Source organism: Tumidithrix elongata BACA0141 (assembly GCF_036349135.1).
Taxonomy (GTDB): domain Bacteria; phylum Cyanobacteriota; class Cyanobacteriia; order Pseudanabaenales; family Pseudanabaenaceae; genus Tumidithrix; species Tumidithrix elongata.
Window position 1 is genome coordinate 1 of record NZ_JAZBJZ010000104.1, and the last position, 19172, is coordinate 19172.

Consider the following 19172-nt stretch of genomic DNA (forward strand, 5'->3'; position numbering starts at 1 on the left):
CCTATAACTTTGGGGGCTTTTTTTCTACCCTAAACTTCTCAAACACGCTCTAAGGTAAAGCTCGGTCAGATTGGAGAGTTGTCCAATTGACTCTGGCAGGCTAGTCAGTCGATTGTCACTGAGAATAAGCTTTGTGAGATTAGAGAGTTGTCCAATTGACTCTGGTAGTTTTGTTAATTGATTACTACTGAGGATAAGCCTGCTTAGATTGGAAAGTTGCCCAATTGACTCTGGCAAACTATTCAGATTGCCGATAATATCAAGCACTGTCAAGTTGGAGAGTTGCCCAATCGAATTTGGCAGGCTCTCTAGTTGATTGCCACTGAGATAAAGCTCGGTCAGGTTGGAAAGTTGCCCAATTGACTCTGGAAGGTTGGTGAGCAGCTTGTCATTGAGGTAAAGCACCTTCAGGTTAGAGAGTTGTCCGATTGACTCTGGCAAACTAGTCAGTTGATTTCCTCTGAGGTCAAGTTGGGTGAGACTGGTAAGTTGTCCAATTGACTCTGGTAGGCTTGCCAATTGATTGCTGCTGAGGTCAAGTTGGGTGAGACTGGTAAGTTGTCCAATTGACTCTGGTAGAGAAACTAACTTTTTACGAGAAAGATCTAGCTGGGTTACTTTATCCTTGGCAGCTTGTTGGATCTCTTGCTGTAATTCATCGTCAGTCATTGGTAGTAATTTCCTCTAAGCAGTTTGGCACAATGGGTTAGGCTATTTGGCAATTAGACGATTTATTAAATACTATAGCCTCATAGTTTTCAAGTTGACTCGCTCTCGACTTGAGACACATTAGAACTCACTCGAATGGATAGCTTTGGCAAAATCAGGCCAGTTTTAGCTTTGTACTGCTCAAATTCTGGGTAGCGTGAAAGTGACTGATCTTTCTTTCGCATGTTGGGAATAAAAATTGCCAATACAAAGGCTGACAGTACAGCATAGGGTATCCAGTTCTGTGCCAATAGGGCAAAAGATAGATAAATCAGGATTTCACCGAGGTAGTTCGTGTTACGGCAACGGGCAAAAAATCCTTCGGTAATCAGTCCTTGATGATATTTGAGCGTGTAATATTTCTGGGCATCACTAGTGTAGTGCAGAAATACACCCAAGATATTCAGCGCGATCGCTACAGATACCAAAGGCAAAGGTGGCACAGAACCACTGCTAATTAAAATAAATGGAGCGAGCCAGTAGAGCAATAGAAAGCCAAAGGTGACGATACCTGTTCCCAGAGGAATTTCCTGCTCCCATTGGCGATCGGGATAAATCCGCGATTTTAACAACCATAACAAGCCATAGGTTCCATGCAAAGCAAGGTAAACCCAGGGTCCAAGCGAAAAATTTTGATACCCAATCATCAGACCAACAATAACAAAGGTTGTAAGTCCCTTATGTAAATCGATCGCATGTTTAATTTTCACAAAAAAGCTCCTATTAGCAAAAACTCTCCCAACTTGGGAGAGCGAACGTTCAATATTTACTTCAGTTAATTAGCTCTTGAGCCTTCATAGCCAGATAGGTCAGCTAACTCTTCTAAAGTTTTTTGTCCTTCATGTAGCTTGTTCTTGATCTCCCAAGTTGGGAAGCCCTTAATTCCCTTTGCCTGACATAGTTGAGTTTTAGGGTTTTCACCTCTAGGATCGCACTCGATATAGGGGATCTGTTTCTTGGCTTCGCCAAATAACTCTTTTTGATCGCGACAGTGAGGGCACCAAAAGGCTCCGTACATCTTGGCATCGATCGCTCTGAGGTGCTGCACCAAACGACCTTGAAAAGTTCCACTCTGTGCCAACAACTGATTTTGGCTAGCATATACGCCTAGGGTTCCTGTCAAGGTAACCACACCTACAATTAAGCCAATAAAAATCAACTGTCCGATATCTTTCCAGATATTGCCAAACAGGTTAAGCAGCCAAATTGAAAACATTGCCATCGCCGAACTAAAGCAGTAGATACAAAAAGTAGTCTGTCCATTGGCATCTTTAATCACAAATGCCACTAGATACATCAAATAGGCACTAAACACCATCGTGGCAGTGGACACCATGAAGAGGAGAAATGATGTCTGTTGTTTGACCTTTTCTTTAAACTTGACATCTTCCGTTTGAAAGATCAAGGGTGCTGCCGCCAGTCCTCCTATTGTCAAATAACCCAATGCTCCAAAAATTGTGAGTGGGATGCCAAAAATTTTGGCATATTCACTATTGAGGATGAGGTCGCAGCCCGATCCCTGTGTCGTACACAAAGCAACAGTGCCACCAAAGAAATGAGTGATCGTTAGGTAACTGGTCAGAGCTGCTCCAAAGATCGTTATAGCAATGATTATGGGTCTATACCAGCGATTAATCCAAGGCTCAGAACGTTGACGCATAAAAGTCATGAGATAAACGGGGACGAAGAGACCTAAAAGGTAAAACTAAGGTATTGGGTGAATTTCAGCAACAAGTTTACCCCAGTCGCGTGTTTAAGTCCGCTCAAGAAGTTGAGTGAAGTCAAAACCACTTAAGCCCTCTACCCTATTTTAACGTCAGTTCGGGATAAGAAAACCTGAAACGCTATACATCCCAAGGATCCCCCCCAGCCCCCCTTGAAAAAAGGGGGGAGAACTCACTTCCCTTTTGCAAGGGGGATGCCCGATAGGGCAGGGGGATCAAACCTCTCGGTTCCAGCAAGTCGGCTTGATTTGTTCCGAAATCCTTAACCCGAACTCAGGTTATTTTAATTTTTCCCTTCTAAATGATAATTTTACCCAATCGGCAAAGAAGAAAAGTTGAGTTTTGTGTCTGTCCCTGATTCGGCAATTTTAGAATTGTGCGTATTTACCATGCTGGCATGAGCCACTTCGACAAAACGACTAACCCGAATTGGATCGACGGCTTGATGAATTTGACCGTTACGCTTAAGCGAACTGGATACTATTACGCCATCGGCATATTTGATCAACTGCGGAATATTATCCCAAGTTGCACCTGAGCCAATCAGTAGAGGTGTGCCTTGACAAACAGCGATCGCTTCTTCTAAGTCTTGACGAGCGGGGGGATCGCCCGTTGCCCAGCCCGATAAAATCACAGCATCCGCAAGCCCGCGATGAATGGTGTCTTGAATTGCCACAGACAATTTAGGCATCGAAAGGGGTTGGGCATGTTTGACCAACACATCCGCAAAAATTTTGACATCGCAGCCTAATTCGCGACGATAGCGCAAGAGATTATAGGCATCTCCCTCGATCAAGCCCTGATCGGTTGCCATCACCCCTGTTAAAACATTGACACGGATAAACTTAGCGCCAACGCAGGCAGCGATCGCCATGGCACTGCGAGCATCATTTCGCAAGACGTTTATGCCCACGGGAACATCGACCATCTGCATTACGCGTTGCACCACGAGACTCATGGCACTGACGACGGCGGGATCGACTTGACGGCTGGTAAATGGGGCATCAAAGAAATTTTCTACTAAAATTCCCTGCACCCCACCTGCGGCAAGGGCGGTAGCTTCCTGCTCTGCGCGATCGATCACTTCTTTTAGGCTACTTCCCCAACGGGGCGAAGTGGGCAAAGGCAGAAGATGAATAACACCAATAATGGGTTTTGGTTTGTCAAATAAATAACTCAGATCCACATGCTTGTTTCTTAAGGTTTAAGCAGAGCGCGATTAATTGCTTTTACTTTACCCTGATTAGGGGTTCAAAATTTTACTCTTATCGGAACTACGGGTAGATTTAATTCATGGTTGACAAAATGCTTGACAAGGTTGACATCTTAATTCTTTCTAATGGTCCTGGAGAGCTAACGACTTGGGTTTACCCCGTCGTTAAACAATTTGCCCTGCGCCAGACCCAGCAGTTACCCAATACACCCAACTTGCGGATCTCGATCGCTTTATCCCCCGATGCCAATGCCAGCGGACAAGAGGCAGCGATCGCCAAGACCTATCCGCATGTCAGTCGCGTGTTGGGGGCAGAATGTTTTTGGCAATTTCTGTTGTGGGGCAAAACACCAGAACCTTGGGACTGGTACGAAAAGGGTGTGGTGATTTTTTTGGGCGGCGATCAAATTTTTCCAGTGGCGATCGGGAAACGATTGGGCTTTGCCACGATTGTCTATGCCGAATGGGAAGCGCGTTGGTTGGGTTGGGTAGACTATTTTGCCTTGCGCAGCGATCGCATTGCTGCCAAGATTCCAGCCAAATTTCAACACAAAGCAACTGTAGTAGGCGACCTGATGGTCGATCGAGAATTAGAAACTAACGATCGGCGATCGGCCAGTAAGAATTTAGGGCAAAAAACAGTTGTCTTGATGCCCGGTTCTAAACCGATGAAGCTCCAAGTTGGCGTGCCCATGTTTTTAGCGGTTGCCGATCGCCTCAAGCAAAAATATCCAGATATGCGCGTAGCGATCGCTCTCGCCCCAACCGTGACACCGCAAATGCTGGCAAGTTTTGCCCAACCTCCTGCAAAGATGATAGAGGGAACGACGGCAGAGTTAATTCAAACCGAACTGCAAACCGAGTCTGGGAATCCCACCGAGCTAGCCTATCAATTACGCACAGCCCAAGGCACTATGGTGGAAATTTCCACGCAATTTCCCGCCCACAATCTATTACGCACCTGCGATCTCTGCCTGACGACAATTGGTGCAAATACGGCTGAGTTAGCGGCGCTGAATGTACCCATGGTTGTAGTCATTCCCCTCAATCAAATCGATGCCATGCAAGCATGGGATGGTTTATTGGGCGTATTTACTAGATTGCCGCTGATTGGTAACAATTTGGTTAAGGTCGTCAATCGAATTGCGGCTGAGGTATTCCAACGACAGGGGAAATTACTGGCTTGGCCAAATATTTGGGCGGGTTACGAAATTGTGCCAGAGTCGCTCGGATATTTAACCGCTGAAGGTATCGCAGCGCAAATGCTCTTTTATCTCGACCATCCTGAAGAACTAGAGAAAATGCGCGATCGCTTGCGGGCAGTCTGCGGTAGGGCTGGGGCTGCGGCTAAAATTGTCGATATGGCGTATGAGGCGATTGACCCCAAGAAATCAGCAATCCCCCAAGCATCCCCCAAGAATTAGAATTCAAGATCGCGATCGCTGCGATCGTATTTGTAGTAACGTTATTAGTTGCTTGCTCAGGGCAACGAACAAGCTAATAATTCCAGCGAATTGTAAATCAACCAGCTATCAACAACGTTTTGACTATGATTCATCCTCGTGCAATCGTCCATCCCAACGCCAAGATTGGTGAAGGAACTACAGTTGGTGCTGATGCGATTATTGATGAACATGTCGAAATTGGTGCCGATTGTGAAATTCGAGCTAGGGCGATTATCACGGGGCATACCAAGATTGGCGATCGCAATCAAATTGGCTATGGGGCAATCATTGGCTCCGAACCGCAAGATACTTCTTACAAAGGCGCAATTAGTTTTGTGACGATCGGCGATCGCAACACCATTCGCGAATATGTCACGATCAATCGCGGCACCAAAGAAAATTCAGCCACCACGGTAGGGAACGACAATTTGCTCTTTACTGGGGCGCATATTGCACACAACTGTACGGTGGGGAATCATGTGGTGCTGGTTAACAACGTGCTTTTAGCGGGTTATGTAGAAGTGAACGATCGGGCGTTTATGGGCGGTGACACCGTGATCCACCAATTCACTCGCATTGGCTCCTATGCCATGATTCGCGGTCAAACAAGGCTAGGCATGGATGTGCCACCCTACTGCATGGCCGTTGATACCAATCTCGTCTCAGGGTTGAATAAAGTTGGTTTACGTCGCAGTGGATTCGATCATACGCGCCGCCGCCTAATTCAGCAGGCTTTTGATATTTTCTACCGTTCCAATCGCAATCGCACGCAAGCGCTGGAGTATATCGAGAATGACCCGATCTTGAGTCAAAGCCCAGATATTCAAATGTTTTGTGAATTCCTCAAATTGACGAAGCGCGGTGTCTGTCGGCTCTATTCTCAAAGAGCAAAGTCAGCTACTACGCTCGAAGAAGATTCCGAATAGAAGAGCTTAGGCAAATGGAATATGTTTGCCCCATTCGCCCGTAAACACAAAACTAGAGAGGGGATAGCGATCGCGGGTCGCGGTTTCCTTTGCTTGCAAGTCGGGAGGTAAGCTACTCAACTCGCCTGGATAGCCCAGCGCGATCGCAGCCATCGGCTTAAAATTTTCGGGCAGTTTGAACGTTGCGATCGCTTTGTCCGCCATAAAGCCTGCCATTTGATGCAGCACCAAACCCATACTGGTCGCCTGTACAGATAGGGTGGCAACGGCTTGTCCGCAGTCATATTCTGCCCAATCGTTGGGTTTGCCATTATGCTTGAAGGCTTTTCGAGCAACAGCCAGTATCAAAACTGGGGCAGCCTGCGCCCAGACAATATTTGCGGGAACGAGACAATCAAGCAACTGTTGATAGGCGATCGTGTCGGTTTGGGTTGCCACGATAAAGTTCCAAGGCTGATCGTTAAAACAAGAAGCCGACCACCTAGCGGCTTCAAATAACTTATTGAGTTTTTCTGCTTCTACAGGTTTGCGATCGAAGGCACGCGGACTCCATCGCTGCGCGATCGCGTCATGAATTTCAAAATCCGTAACGGCAGGTTTTTCCATAAATGTACCTTTGTAATGGATAGCTGAATTTTGAATTCTGAAAGTCCACCTCAACTTTCTCGTCTTATTTTAAGCCCATCGAAAAACTGCTGCGCCCCAACTTAAGCCTGCGCCAAAACCCGCGATCGCGATCGCATCATTCGGCTTAATTTTGCCCGCTCTTACCCATTCATCCAGTGCCAGCGGAATTGAAGCTGCCGAAGTATTCCCATGCTTACTCATATTGCTCACCGCTTTATCGGCATCGATTTTCAAGCGAGTCTGAACGGCATCGATGATGCGTTGGTTTGCCTGATGCAAAATTAACCAGTCTAGATCGGCGGTTTGCAGGTTCGCCCGATATAAAGCCTTTTCGATCACTTCAGGAACAGAGCGCACCGCAAACCGATAGACCTCCTGCCCATTCATCGTGATTGGGTCATAGGTCGATTTGTCCTCGTTATAGCCAAGGTTGAGCAAGTTGTTACCCTTGCCATCGCTGCGTAACTCAAAACCCAATAAATTATCCTGTTCGGAAGCTTGTAACACGACAGCCCCTGCCCCATCGCCAAACAAAATGCAGGTGCGGCGATCGCTCCAATCTACCCAACGCGACAATAGATCGGCACCAATTAAAAGAATATTTCTGTAGGTTCCAGAGCGAATAAACTGGGAAGCGGTTACGAGTCCAAACACAAAACCCGAACAGGCTGCCGAGAGGTCAAAAGCCACAGCTCGGTCTGCGCCCAAGAGTCCCTGTACCTTACCTGCCGTGCCAAATAGATCGTCTGTCGTGGAGGTTGCCAAAATAATCAGGTCGAGGTCGGTTGGCGTAATGCCTGCGGCAGCGATCGCTTGCTGACCTGCCTTAACCGCCAAACTTGTGAGGGAATCTTCACCCTTCGTTGCGATAAATCGCTGTCTGATCCCCGTGCGACTGGCAATCCATTCATCGGACGTATCAACCATTTGACTGAGTTCTGCATTCGTCAGAATCTTGGCAGGTACTGCCGAACCGCTACCGATAAAACGAACGCCCTGTAGTTGGTTAATGGTTGAGTTGGGGGATAAATCAGACATATAAGTGGGTATATAACAATCTGAGTGAATATATTGTGGGGCAATATCTCATGATAGTTAGCGCAACGACACAAAAAGATACTGCCCCTATTTCCTTCAGAGTAGCTGAGCTAAATTTAAAAACCTAGAACGGCTGGCTCAAGTAGGAGGGTCATCTGGGGCATCAATGTCAGGGACAGCGCTGGGAATTGAAGCAGGTATTGAAGTCTGTGCCTTGATCTGACCGCGAATGCGATCGAGTACCTGATTGTCAACGGCATCTTTTGCCACCCGAATGGCGTTGTAGATACTGTTCGCCTTAGAACTGCCATGGGCGATTACGCATACACCTGCGACGCCAAGTAATAAAGCACCGCCATACTCATCCGCATCCATGCGTTCTTTGACTTTTTTGAGGTTAGGGCGCAATAGGAACGTTCCTAGTTTACCTTGCCAACCTTGGGGTAATTCCTCTTTCAAAATTTGCATGGCGACCTGTCCGACCCCTTCAGCAAATTTGAGCAGGACATTGCCCATGAAGCCATCGCAGATAATTACGTCGAACTGCCCTGAGATCACATCTCTGCCCTCGGCATTACCCGCAAAGGGCACATGGGGATTATCTTGCAACGCTTGATGGACGCGAATAGCGAGGTCGTTGCCCTTACAGGCTTCTTCCCCAATATTCAAAAGTCCCAGTCTGGGTTCCTTAACGCCCAAAGCATATTGGCTATAGAGCAGCCCCATAGTGGCAAATTGCTCTAAAAATTTAGGACGGCAATCGACATTTGCGCCCACATCTAGCAATAGCACTGGCTTGTGGGGGATGAGGGTGGGCAACAATGCCCCGATCGCAGGTCGATCGACCCCTGGTAAACGCCCCAACCGCAATAAAGCGGCTGCCATCGCTGCCCCCGTGTGTCCCGCACAAACGACTGCGTCTGCTTCTTTGCGCTTAACCAAGTCCATGGACACGGCGATCGAAGAACGCGGCTTTTTCCTCAGCCCCTCCAAAGGTTCCTCGTGCATATCGATCGTGCCTTCGGCTGGCACAATGGTCAAGCGATCGCTTTCTTTATAGTTATGTTGTTTGAGGTAAGCAGCAATGGCATCACGGTCGCCAACCAGTGCAACATCTAGGTCTAGCTTTGCTTGAGCGAAAACGGCTCCTTCGATAATTTCTCGTGGGGCAAAGTCCCCACCCATAGCGTCAACTGCAATTCGCACGTTTAGTGTTTCCTGTCTGATGTATAGCTAAACAACTGAGTTCTACAAAAGTAAATGTCTAAGAACGATTAAGAACATATCAAGTCTGCAAAAAATTTTAACAGTTATACTGACCATCCCCCCAGCAAAATCAGCAGGCTCATCCAAAATAGGCATACTATTGAGAGCAGTTCAAGCAAGTCGATCTCAAATACACTGTGACTCTACATTCTTCTGCCTCAGTTGATTCTGATTCTCTAGCAAGGCCTAGAAACCTCTCGAAACATCGCCAGCTCTCCTTAATTCAGTCAATTTGGCAAGATAGCTTAACCATTTGGTGGGGCGACTGGTTAGAGTTGCGCGTCCGCATTTATCAAGTCCTATCTTCAGGATTGGTCTCGCCCCTGATTTACATTCTTGCCTTTGGATTTGGCTTGGGCAGCGCCATGAAAGGGAATAACGCCTTTGGAGGCGATTATCTCAGTTTTATCTTGCCGGGCATGGTGGCTTTGTCATCGATGACGATCGGTTTTGCGGGGACAACCTTTTCAATTTGCGGCGATCGCCTCTATAGCAAAACCTTTGAAGAAATGTTGATGGTGCCGATCCATCCCCTTGCCATGCACTTGGGCAAGATGCTAGCTGGCGTAACAAGAGGTCTGCTGACATCGGTATCGATTATTGCCGTAGCAATGATTTATACGAAAAATTGGCATTTTTTGCATCCAGAATTTCTACTAATCCTGATTTTGAATTGTATGGTGTTTGCAGGGTTGGGTGTTTTGGTGGGCTTAACCGTGCGATCGCTAGAGTCAGTCGGTCTTTATAACAACTTTTTAATCGTGCCCATGTCGTTTTTAGGTGGGACATTTTTCGATCCCGCGCAGTTACCGCAGCCGCTACAAGCGATCGTCTATACCCTGCCCCTGACCCATGCCAGTGTGGGCATGCGATCGGTGATTAATGGCGGTCATGCTATTTGGTACGGTTGGGTAATTTTGCTTGCTTCAGCGATTTTGCTGACCCTCGCTGGGGCTTACAAGTTTTCACACCAGCAGGACTAGCGTCATAGATTTAAAGATAAAATTAAAGTAAATTGACCGATCTCGATAGGGCGCATTCTTTTAGAGGAATTGCGTAGCGATCGAAACATCTCATTCGGAGTACTTGGGCTAGCTATGAACTCTATTCTAAGAAAAGGCAGTAAGGGCGCTGATGTCGTACAACTACAGCAACTCTTAAAGGCATCTGGCTACTATAGGGGCAATATAGATGGTGATTTTGGATCGGGAACTGCCAATGCCGTCCTCAGCTTTCAGCAGGCAAAGGGTTTGGATGCTGATGGTGTGGTAGGAACAAGAACTTGGCAAGCCCTCTCTGCTAGCGGTGGATTTACGCCAACACCTGCCACTTCATCGATTAATAGTCCTCTTTTATTGCCTGGGTCGAGTGGAATTGCTGTCTCAGAAGCTCAACAGCTATTAAAAACGAAGGGTTACTATATCGGGCGAATCGATGGAGACTTTGGCAGACTTACCCGAGATGCAGTTGTGGCTTTTCAAACGGCAAATGCCCTATTGGTCAACGGTCAAGTAGACGAAGACACTTGGAATCATTTGCGTGCCCCTGCGATCGCTTCTCCTTCTCCTACAGTTGAGACAGTTGAAACAGTTGAGAGTATCGATATTCAGAGGAGCGAACCCGATCCTAAATCGACCGATCCAAATATTCCGCCAAGCTCGCCGCTTGTGACTGCTTGGACAGCAGGAACGATCTATCCACCCACCGTTGCGCCGACAGATCCCATTCCTCCCATAATTTCCACACCCACACCATCCACTACCACACCACCTACTACACCCATTGCAACCACGTCTTCCGCTCCATTAGTTACACCATTACCAACTAGCGAAACAGTTTCACCTACGCCGATAACATTGGCATCATCAGGGAAAATCAGTTTGGTAGATGCCGCTGCAAGTTACAACCAGACAAAATTTGTCTATCAAACGGAAGCAATAAAAACCCTCGATTTACAAATTGGCTACACGACGAGGCAAGAATTTCTCAATCGGTGGAATTCTGGGGCGAGTTCGGGACTGCTCACCACTTCGCTGGAAGATGCTTTTGATAACTATAACGGTAGCGAATTTCCCAGCCAACCTAGCGCCCTTAAATGGTTAGAAAATCAACTTGCACCTGCGGCATTAGATAGGTTCTCTAGAAATTGGCAAAATCTGCCGTCTAGTAGCTTCGCCAGAGTCAGCTTTGTCGATGCGGCATACCAATACGATCGCGTCAAGTTTCCAAATCAGTTGAATGCTATTTCCTATCTCGATCGCGAGCTTACGAATACGCCGGATATCAAAGCGCAATTTATTCAGCGCTGGACGATCGCGACCACGGGTGGTTCCAATATGGCTAATTCGGTAGATCCCAGTAAGATCTCGCTCGTAGATATCTTTGACAGCTATAACGGGCTCAGATTCCCAAGTCAAGCTTTAGCATTAGACTGGTTGCAAAGACAACTTGCCCCTTCAGTCCTATCTGAATTCTCTCGACAGTGGCGCAGCAGTTCCCCAAGCTAAAAGCTAAAGGATTTTCGACCAAAGCAGATCAGCTTGTTGGAATCGAAGGGTTCGATCCCTACCCTGTCGGTCATCTCCCTTACAAAAGGAGAATAAAAAGAATTCCCCCCCCCTTTTTTGTAAGGCAGGCTGGGGAGAATCCCTAGGATGTATAGCGTTTCAGAACTTCTTATCCCCAGTTCACATTTGCTATTGGATGCCCTCCACAGAAGCGATCGCGAGCATGGTTGGCAACAGCGAATCGGGATTGAGACTGATCGAATCGATACCCTGTTCTACGAGGAAGCGAGCGAACTCAGGATAATCGCTAGGAGCTTGACCGCAGATGCCGATCTTTCGATCGCATGCTTTCGCCTTTGCAATTACCATTGCTACCATCGTCTTCACGGCATCGTTGCGTTCGTCAAAGATATGAGCTACCAGAGACGAGTCGCGATCGAGCCCCAAGGTCAGTTGGGTGAGGTCGTTAGAGCCAATCGAGAATCCATCGAAGACTTCGCTGAACTGTTCTGCCAAAATCACGTTACTGGGAATTTCGCACATGACATAAACTTGCAGACCGTTTTCGCCACGTTTCAGACCGTGTTTTTCCATCTCTGCGATCACCTTGCGACCTTCCTCGGGCGTCCGACAGAAGGGAATCATGGGAATGACATTGGTTAATCCCATGTCATCTCTCACCCGCTTCAAGGCTTTGCATTCCAGACCGTAGGCTTCGCTGTACTTCGGATCGTAGTAACGAGAAGCACCCCGCCAACCAATCATGGGATTCTCTTCCGATGGCTCAAATTGCCTGCCCCCTAGGAGGTTGGCATATTCGTTGCTCTTGAAGTCCGACATGCGCACGACAACGGGGTTGGGATAGAATGCTGCTGCGATCGTACCGACGCCGTAGGCGAGTTTATCAACAAAGAAATCGGGTTTATGGGCATAACCTGCGGTCAAGGTGGCAATCTCTTTCTTGGCAGCTTCATCCTCTAAGCGATCGAAGTGAATCAATGCCAAGGGATGGGCTTTGATGTGATTGGCGATAATGAACTCAAATCGGGCTAGACCCACACCATCGCAGGGAATTGCCGCCAGACCAAACGCCTCTTCGGGGTTGCCCACATTCATGAGGATTTTGGTACGCGTGCGCGGCAGTTTATCCAGCAGGGTTTCCTCGATCGCAAAGGGAATCAGTCCCGCATAGACGCGACCTTCTTCACCTTCCGAACAGGAAACGGTAACTTCTTGTCCCGTAGCGATCGCACTGCTAGCATCCCCGCAACCCACGATCGCAGGAATACCCATCTCTCTAGCGATAATCGCGGCGTGGCAGGTACGTCCGCCTTGGTTCGTGACGATCGCGCTGGCTTTTTTCATGATCGGTTCCCAGTCGGGGTCGGTCTTATTCGTCACAAGGACTTCTCCCGCTTGGAACTCGTCCAGCTTGTGGGTTTCGAGAATGACTCGGGCTTTGCCCTGACCGATCGCTTTGCCCACAGATCGACCTGTAATTAGAACATCCTCCTGGGCTTGGAGTCGATAGTTCCGCAATACGCTGCTAGATTTTTGCGATTGCACGGTTTCGGGACGTGCCTGGACGATGAATAGTTCTCCAGTTTCGCCATCCTTTGCCCATTCGATATCCATTGGCGTATCTTGACCGCGCACCTGCGAGTAGTGATCCTCAATGATGCAAGCCCATTTTGCCAATTTGAGAATCTCAGCATCGTTGAGGGCAAACTTGTTGCGCTCTGAGACTGGCACGGAGATATTTTTGGTCAACTTGCCGCCGCCGATGTCATAGATCATCTTGATTTCTTTTGTGCCCAACCGCTTTTCTAAAATCGGACTAAATCCCGTTTTTAGCGTGGGTTTGAATACGAGGTATTCATCGGGGTTGACCGCACCCTGCACCACATTTTCGCCCAAGCCATAGGCTGCGGTGATCAGCGCGGCATTCCTAAAGCCTGTTTCGGTATCGATCGAGAACATGACGCCAGAGGTGGCGAGGTCAGAACGTACCATCTTTTGCACGCCTACGGAGAGGGCAACATCAAAGTGGTCAAAGCCTTTAATCGTGCGATAAGAAATGGCGCGATCGGTAAAAATGGAGGCAAAGCAGTTTTGGCAAGCCGTTAAAACAGTACTGAGTCCGTGGACGTTGAGATAGGTTTCTTGCTGCCCCGCAAAACTGGCATCGGGGAGGTCTTCGGCGGTGGCGCTAGAGCGAACTGCGACATCAGTTTCAGAACCATATTGACTGCACAACCTCGCATAGGCACGCCGAATCGCTTCTTGGATTGGTTGAGGCATGGGTGTGTTGAGAATCAGCGATCGCGCCTGTTTACCAACACTGCGAAGATTGTTGACATTTTCCACATCGAGCGTGGCAAATAGCTGCCGCAATTTTGATTCGATGCCCGCTGCCTTAATAAAGTAGCGATAGGCATAGGCTGTCGTTGCAAAGCCGTTAGGAACGTTGACGCCTTGAACCTTGAGTTCGCGAATCATTTCTCCTAGTGAAGCATTCTTACCGCCCACGAGGGGAATGTCTGCAATCCCCACCTGCTCAAACCAGAGAACAAAGGCTTCATCTTTAGAGGGTATGGCATGCTCTCTAGTCAAAATTTCTGAACTAGTCATAGAACTATCTCCTTTTTTCCTGTACGACTAACCAAGTAACCATTGGTCAACAACAAGGAGGAGGTGGCTAGGGATGAGCTTGAGCGAGGCGATCGATAATTCCCAAAGCGGGAGGAGCTTGCAGTGTTAACAGTTCGATAGTTAACCTCCATCCTTGGTTTCATTGTCCCACGAACCAGAATGGCAGAATCTAAAGATTTTTTACGCTTTTACGCTTTTACGCATTTCTAGATTGTGGCGAAATGTCTCGGTACTTTTATCTGTTCGCTTTTCCCATCCCCTCAGTGCGATCGCTGAGATAGGGTCTTCAATCCAGATTTCCTTCGATATTTGTCACAAAAAAGAAGCATAAGAAGAATTACAGGTATTAGGAACAATCGCAGATCGTCAAATAAGGGGCGATCGCAAATCTCTTCCCATGCGATCGGAGGCAAGCCAAAACCACCCAGTACCACCTACTCCAAGCTGGACAATTGGTATCTTACCTCCAAATCAATGTCAGACAAAAATAACGAAGAACGGTTTGCCATGGAGAAAGGAAGAAATTAAAGAAGCTAAAGACAACATGACAAGCAAATTATATCTAATGCTTACGTCTCGATTTGTGCCATTATGATTGGCAGCAAACCATGAAGCCATTGCAGTCGCTATGACGAACTCAACTTCTAAAACTCCGACATTGGATGCTCAAGCGAACAAGACTATCACCATCGATCAAACTCTGACCGAAGTCAATGTAAATACACCATTTACGATTGGTGGCAAAGTCGATCTAACCCAAATTGCCAAACTGAGAGTTTTACTCACAGACAACTCAGTCCTATCCGTTGAAATTGATTACACCAAAGGGATATGGCGAGCTAAATCGATCAATGGCTTTACGACATTCGGTAGCACCAATCTCCGCATTCTTGGGCTAGATGCCAGCGATCGCGTGCTCAGCAGCCAAGTTTTGAGTATTGTGGTCAAGCCCCCTGCGATCGTGCTAGTGGTCAAGCAAGACACCCTTTTTAAAGCCTCCCCTGCGGACTCCAGCACCCTACCGATTAACGCCAAAGCACAGGTAAAAGCTGGACAGACGATCGTACTTTCCCGTTATGGTTTGGTGGATGGACATATTAAAGTCACCCTTCCCACCGCCATTCCTCCTGTTGGGAATTTTGGCTATTTTTATGCCCCCCATGTCGATATTCGATCGCCGATTACCTTAACGACCAAGCAAGACACCGTATTTAAAGCCTCTACCGCTGCATCGGGAAGTTTGGGATTTAGTCAAAAAAGTGAAGTCAAAGCAGGTTCCAGTTTTCTATTAGATGGAAACTATACCCTTGAGAATAATCACGTCAAAGTAACGCTAACTACCCCAATTCCTCCCCTAGGGAAAGTGGGCTATTTCTTTGCCCCCCATGTCGATATCAGTAAGCTCAACAGCTCAATCCCCTTAGCCAAACCAGAAGTCGTTGCCGATATTACGGCAAAAGGAACGATTCTGACGATTAAAACCGCTACGTTTTTTAAAGCCAGCCCAGAGAATGCCTCCGATCTCAAAGACGATGGCAAGGTCATGCTCCAAGCGGGAGCAACCTATCCCATTCTTGGTTATGCTGCCATCAACGGACATTTTCGGGTGAAATTAGCCAATCCGATCGCACCTGTAGGAACCGTAGGCTTTTTATATTGGCAGCATGTCAGCCTAAGCAAAGACGGTAAGGTGATGGCCTTTGACCCCGACATGAAAACCATGACCGTCAAGCAAAATACGTTTTTTAAAGCAAAGGCGATCGACTCAAGCCAACTCGGCACGAATGAAAAAGCCAATTTAACGGCGGCGCAAATCTACGGTCTAGATCGTTACAGCCTGTCAGGGACGCATTTTCAAGTTACGCTCAATGAGAATATTGCCCCAGTGGGTACGCAGGGATATGTGTTTGCCCCCCATGTCACGCTCATGCAAGGAAACAAGCCGATTGAAATTACGCCCGATCGCAAAGTTTTATCTGTACCCTATTTCTCTCAACGGGATAATCCTCGCGATCCGTTTGTGACCTGCAATGTCACTTCGATCTCGATGGTGCTTTACTACCACGGCATTCGATCGCGATCGGGTGGACAGCTAGAGGACGAACTCTATCAATGGATCATCGATCGCTATGGTGCAAATGCCCGTAGTGACAATAGCGTCCTTGCCCAACTCTACAATGCCTATGGCTTTGGTGGAGGTTTTGGCACAAGCCGCACATGGGCGCAAATCACAGCCGAAATTAGTGCCAATCGTCCTGTTGTGATCGGTGGCTATTTCACCCATGGCGGTCACATTATCTGTTTGATCGGCTACGATACCAAAGGATATATTGTTAACGATCCTTACGGAGACGCACTCTCTGGCTATACGCAAACTGAGGGGGCTTCCCTCAACTATTCCTTTGCCTATATGCAGGATATGTGTGGGGCAGATGGCGATGTATGGGCACATTTTATCGTTCCCAAAAGCTAAACGTCCAAGTTATGATGCTTCTCGATCTATAAAGAACCTCGCCTAAAACACCGATCGTATGTGGAATTTAGTTGGAATCGTTTTGCTCTCTATCTCAGTGCAATTGTTGGATGGTAGACCGATCTCGACAGTACCGCGATCGCTGATTGGACTGACCGAAGCGCCTGTACTTGCTTCTAAAGTCACGCCGCAAACTGACCCTGTTGCCGAGCAGGCAGTACAAACCCTAATTTCGACGCTCAAACAATCTGGTTACTCAGAATCGCAGCAAGGTGTTTGGTTGCAGACCCATGATGGCGAATTGCTAACCAGTCGTCTTGGCACGCAGCCTTTACCCGTCGCCTCGCTCACCAAAACTGCCACCACCTTGGCGGCTTTGCAAACTTGGGGCTCAAATTATCGGTTTGTCACAACGATTGGCACAACGGGTCAAATTGTTGGCAATACGCTACAAGGCGATTTGATCGTTCAAGGTAGCGGCGATCCATTCTTTGTTTGGGAAGAAGCGATCGCTTTGGGCAATGCCCTTAATCAAATGGGAATTCGCCGCATCCAAGGAAATTTGGTGGTGACGGGCAAGTTCTATATGAACTTCGAGCAAAGTCCACAAACCTCTGCAGCCCTGTTCAAGCAAGCGATGGATGGGGGGAATTGGTCAGATGAGGTAGCAGCCCAATACCGCACCATGCCCAGTGGTACGGCAAAGCCCCAAGTCGCTATTTCTGGGGAGATTCGGGTATTACCGAGCTTAAGTCCAAATCTGACGAACCTACAGCCTCTAATTCGCCATAATTCCTTACCCCTGTGGCAAATTCTGAAGCGCATGAATACCTTCAGCAATAACGAGATGGCAGAAATGCTGGCTGCTGAGTTGGGAGGTAGTAGAGCCGTAATGCAAGCCGTCATAGACAGTACGGGGATTTCACCGCAAGAGATCTACTTAATCAACGGCTCGGGTCTGGGACAGCAAAACCAAATTTCACCCCATGCGACCGTAGCAATTTTGATCGCCGTGCAAAAAAAAGCCCAACTGGAAGGGTTAACCCTCGCAGATTTATTGCCCATCAGCGATTGTCACTGCGGCACAATTGACAGTAGAAATCTACCAGCGGGCTCTCTGGTCAAGACAGGTACGCTCTCGGATGTCAGTACGCTTGCAGGGGTGATTCAAACCCGCGATCGCGGCCCCATCTGGTTTGCCATTATCAATCGAGGTGATGGAGACATTGACTTTTTCCATCGCGTCCAAGATCAAGTGTTGCGAACTCTGACGCTCAAATGGGGGCAACCCAAGCCCGTCTTGTCAGCACTCTTTTCGCCTACAGCATGGCAAGATCGCGATCGCAATGAGATTTTGTTGATGCTTTCACCCGCAGGATTTCAGAAGCATAAATAACGTCAGTTTGGGATAAGAGAACCTGAAACGCTATATATTCCAAGCATCCCCCGAGATCTCCTTTTACAAGGGGGAGAATTTTGTCCGCCTTTTATAAGGGGGATCAAACCCTTCGGTTCCAATTACGTTGGCTTGCTTTGATCCGAAGTCCTTAATCCGAATTCACGTTATTGATAACATTCCTGAAATTATACAGAGTTAAGCTACGCAAAATAAAATCAAGGCTTTTAGAGATTTCTTATCCCTAACTTACGTTAAATTAAATAAGAAGATCTAAATTATTTAAAAACTCCTTATAAATAAATCGATTATGCTTTAATTAGTTAAAAATTTATGATGCCTCAAAAAGTTGGGCTAAAACAAGTCTAGACTGAAGGCATTACCACCCTAGAAAGTCAGGTAAATCTAAAGTTTCCCCAAAACTCTAGATCTTAAGGTTTTATAAGTTTGAAACATTGAAAGCGTAATTTTTACAAGGCTAAAAGCTTGAAGGGACGTTTTGAAAGCACTGTAAATTACTTGTCCTAGGAGATCCAAATCTATGAGTTTTTGATAAAAAAGCATTTTGCAAGAGCATGACTAAGTTGGGGGCTATGCATAAAGCAAATGTTGGGAACCAATTTTTTAGAGGACTAAGTCTCTGATTTAGAAAAACTTGGAATGATACTTACCGGTGTGAAGGAAGATATGCATCAATCTTCTAAGAAATACTTACAACAAGCAGCCCTTGCGGATGAAAGTTGTATCTCATTTACACGCGATCGCTTGAAGTGGTCGTTTTATTTTGCTCAGGGTAAATTGCTGTATGCCACATATTATCTGGAGAACTTTGAGAGACTAGAAAGGCAACTGCGGCGGCTGAGTCGAGAGGTCCCGACGTTAAATGAGAAACTGCGATCGCAACTGCGCTTGATGTTTGATGAAACAGAGGATGCTGAAGCACCCATCGAATACTTGGCGCTGAACTGGTTAGTTACCGAGCAGCAACTATCTAAATCCTTTGCAACTCAAGCTTTAGTAAGAATGATGCAGGAATCTCTAGAGACATTCCTAGCTCTCCCAGAAGGTGATTTTTCGATCGAACGCGACAGGCGATCGCTACCAGGTATTAGCTCTTCCTTTGACTTAAATAATGTACTCGATTTAGAGAGTGTTTGAGAAGTTAAGCAAGACGTTTTAGGAGGATTTGAATCATCC

At 47.2% G+C, this 19172-nt stretch carries 15 protein-coding genes; 7 read left to right on the forward strand and 8 right to left on the reverse strand.

What is annotated here, in order from left to right:
* Positions 1-24: 24 nt before the first annotated feature.
* The 4 genes from V2H45_RS19810 to btpA form a co-directional block, all read right to left on the reverse strand.
* Complete coding sequence (locus tag V2H45_RS19810; protein ID WP_330485411.1) at positions 25-669, reverse strand: leucine-rich repeat domain-containing protein; 645 nt, start codon at positions 667-669, stop codon at positions 25-27.
* Positions 670-758: 89 nt separating this feature from the next.
* Positions 759-1418: a methyltransferase family protein gene (locus V2H45_RS19815; protein WP_330485412.1), complete on the reverse strand. Its 660-nt coding sequence runs from the start codon at positions 1416-1418 to the stop codon at positions 759-761.
* Between the two features lie 65 nt (positions 1419-1483).
* The gene (locus tag V2H45_RS19820) at positions 1484-2368 is read right to left on the reverse strand and encodes a vitamin K epoxide reductase family protein (protein WP_330485413.1); all 885 of its coding nucleotides are present in this window, start codon (positions 2366-2368) and stop codon (positions 1484-1486) included.
* A 374-nt stretch (positions 2369-2742) separates the two neighbouring features.
* Positions 2743-3618, reverse strand: coding sequence for a photosystem I biogenesis protein BtpA (btpA, locus tag V2H45_RS19825; RefSeq protein ID WP_330485414.1), 876 nt, complete (start codon positions 3616-3618; stop codon positions 2743-2745).
* A gap of 107 nt (positions 3619-3725) precedes the next feature.
* On the opposite strand from btpA, the gene V2H45_RS19830 reads away from it, so the two are divergent.
* Positions 3726-5069: a glycosyltransferase family protein gene (locus tag V2H45_RS19830; protein ID WP_330485415.1), complete on the forward strand. Its 1344-nt coding sequence runs from the start codon at positions 3726-3728 to the stop codon at positions 5067-5069.
* A 125-nt stretch (positions 5070-5194) separates the two neighbouring features.
* Positions 5195-6016 (forward strand): acyl-ACP--UDP-N-acetylglucosamine O-acyltransferase, encoded by an 822-nt coding sequence (lpxA, locus tag V2H45_RS19835; protein ID WP_330485416.1) that lies wholly within the window; start codon positions 5195-5197, stop codon positions 6014-6016.
* A gap of 6 nt (positions 6017-6022) precedes the next feature.
* Here lpxA and V2H45_RS19840 read toward each other — a convergent pair whose 3' ends face one another.
* The 3 genes from V2H45_RS19840 to plsX all read right to left on the reverse strand — a co-directional run bounded on the left by V2H45_RS19840 (position 6023) and on the right by plsX (position 8887).
* A complete protein-coding gene (locus tag V2H45_RS19840) occupies positions 6023-6622 on the reverse strand; it encodes a nitroreductase family protein (protein ID WP_330485417.1) in 600 nt (199 codons plus the stop codon).
* 69 nt (positions 6623-6691) lie between these two features.
* The gene (locus V2H45_RS19845) at positions 6692-7681 is read right to left on the reverse strand and encodes a beta-ketoacyl-ACP synthase III (protein WP_330485418.1); all 990 of its coding nucleotides are present in this window, start codon (positions 7679-7681) and stop codon (positions 6692-6694) included.
* A 138-nt stretch (positions 7682-7819) separates the two neighbouring features.
* Positions 7820-8887 carry a phosphate acyltransferase PlsX gene (gene plsX / locus V2H45_RS19850; RefSeq protein ID WP_330485419.1) on the reverse strand — a complete coding sequence of 356 codons (1068 nt, stop codon included), beginning with the start codon at positions 8885-8887 and terminating at the stop codon, positions 7820-7822.
* Between the two features lie 281 nt (positions 8888-9168).
* On the opposite strand from plsX, the gene V2H45_RS19855 reads away from it, so the two are divergent.
* Both V2H45_RS19855 and V2H45_RS19860 read left to right on the forward strand, forming a co-directional pair.
* A complete protein-coding gene (locus tag V2H45_RS19855) occupies positions 9169-9930 on the forward strand; it encodes an ABC transporter permease (protein WP_408648845.1) in 762 nt (253 codons plus the stop codon).
* A gap of 114 nt (positions 9931-10044) precedes the next feature.
* Positions 10045-11454: a peptidoglycan-binding domain-containing protein gene (locus V2H45_RS19860; RefSeq protein ID WP_330485421.1), complete on the forward strand. Its 1410-nt coding sequence runs from the start codon at positions 10045-10047 to the stop codon at positions 11452-11454.
* Positions 11455-11643: 189 nt separating this feature from the next.
* Here V2H45_RS19860 and ppsA read toward each other — a convergent pair whose 3' ends face one another.
* Positions 11644-14085 carry a phosphoenolpyruvate synthase gene (gene ppsA / locus V2H45_RS19865; protein WP_330485422.1) on the reverse strand — a complete coding sequence of 814 codons (2442 nt, stop codon included), beginning with the start codon at positions 14083-14085 and terminating at the stop codon, positions 11644-11646.
* Positions 14086-14734: 649 nt separating this feature from the next.
* On the opposite strand from ppsA, the gene V2H45_RS19870 reads away from it, so the two are divergent.
* The 3 genes from V2H45_RS19870 (at position 14735) to V2H45_RS19880 (ending at position 19133) form a co-directional block, all read left to right on the forward strand.
* On the forward strand, positions 14735-16579 hold the full coding sequence (locus V2H45_RS19870) for a C39 family peptidase (protein ID WP_330485423.1): 1845 nt from the start codon (positions 14735-14737) through the stop codon (positions 16577-16579).
* Between the two features lie 58 nt (positions 16580-16637).
* The gene (locus V2H45_RS19875) at positions 16638-17975 is read left to right on the forward strand and encodes a D-alanyl-D-alanine carboxypeptidase (RefSeq protein ID WP_330485424.1); all 1338 of its coding nucleotides are present in this window, start codon (positions 16638-16640) and stop codon (positions 17973-17975) included.
* Between the two features lie 660 nt (positions 17976-18635).
* Positions 18636-19133 carry a DUF4388 domain-containing protein gene (locus tag V2H45_RS19880; protein WP_330485425.1) on the forward strand — a complete coding sequence of 166 codons (498 nt, stop codon included), beginning with the start codon at positions 18636-18638 and terminating at the stop codon, positions 19131-19133.
* The last annotated feature ends 39 nt before the right edge of the window (positions 19134-19172 follow it).

Bases quoted from the DNA above. Each gene is read 5' to 3' on its own strand.
- V2H45_RS19880 (WP_330485425.1), top strand. From the start codon at position 18,636: ATGATACTTACCGGTGTGAAGGAAGATATGCATCAATCTTCTAAGAAA.
- V2H45_RS19840 (WP_330485417.1), bottom strand. From the start codon at position 6,622: ATGGAAAAACCTGCCGTTACGGATTTTGAAATTCATGACGCGATCGCG.
- V2H45_RS19845 (WP_330485418.1), bottom strand. From the start codon at position 7,681: ATGTCTGATTTATCCCCCAACTCAACCATTAACCAACTACAGGGCGTT.
- V2H45_RS19860 (WP_330485421.1), top strand. From the start codon at position 10,045: ATGAACTCTATTCTAAGAAAAGGCAGTAAGGGCGCTGATGTCGTACAA.
- V2H45_RS19875 (WP_330485424.1), top strand. From the start codon at position 16,638: ATGTGGAATTTAGTTGGAATCGTTTTGCTCTCTATCTCAGTGCAATTG.
- V2H45_RS19830 (WP_330485415.1), top strand. From the start codon at position 3,726: ATGGTTGACAAAATGCTTGACAAGGTTGACATCTTAATTCTTTCTAAT.
- V2H45_RS19820 (WP_330485413.1), bottom strand. From the start codon at position 2,368: ATGCGTCAACGTTCTGAGCCTTGGATTAATCGCTGGTATAGACCCATA.
- lpxA (WP_330485416.1), top strand. From the start codon at position 5,195: ATGATTCATCCTCGTGCAATCGTCCATCCCAACGCCAAGATTGGTGAA.
- V2H45_RS19810 (WP_330485411.1), bottom strand. From the start codon at position 669: ATGACTGACGATGAATTACAGCAAGAGATCCAACAAGCTGCCAAGGAT.
- ppsA (WP_330485422.1), bottom strand. From the start codon at position 14,085: ATGACTAGTTCAGAAATTTTGACTAGAGAGCATGCCATACCCTCTAAA.
- V2H45_RS19870 (WP_330485423.1), top strand. From the start codon at position 14,735: ATGACGAACTCAACTTCTAAAACTCCGACATTGGATGCTCAAGCGAAC.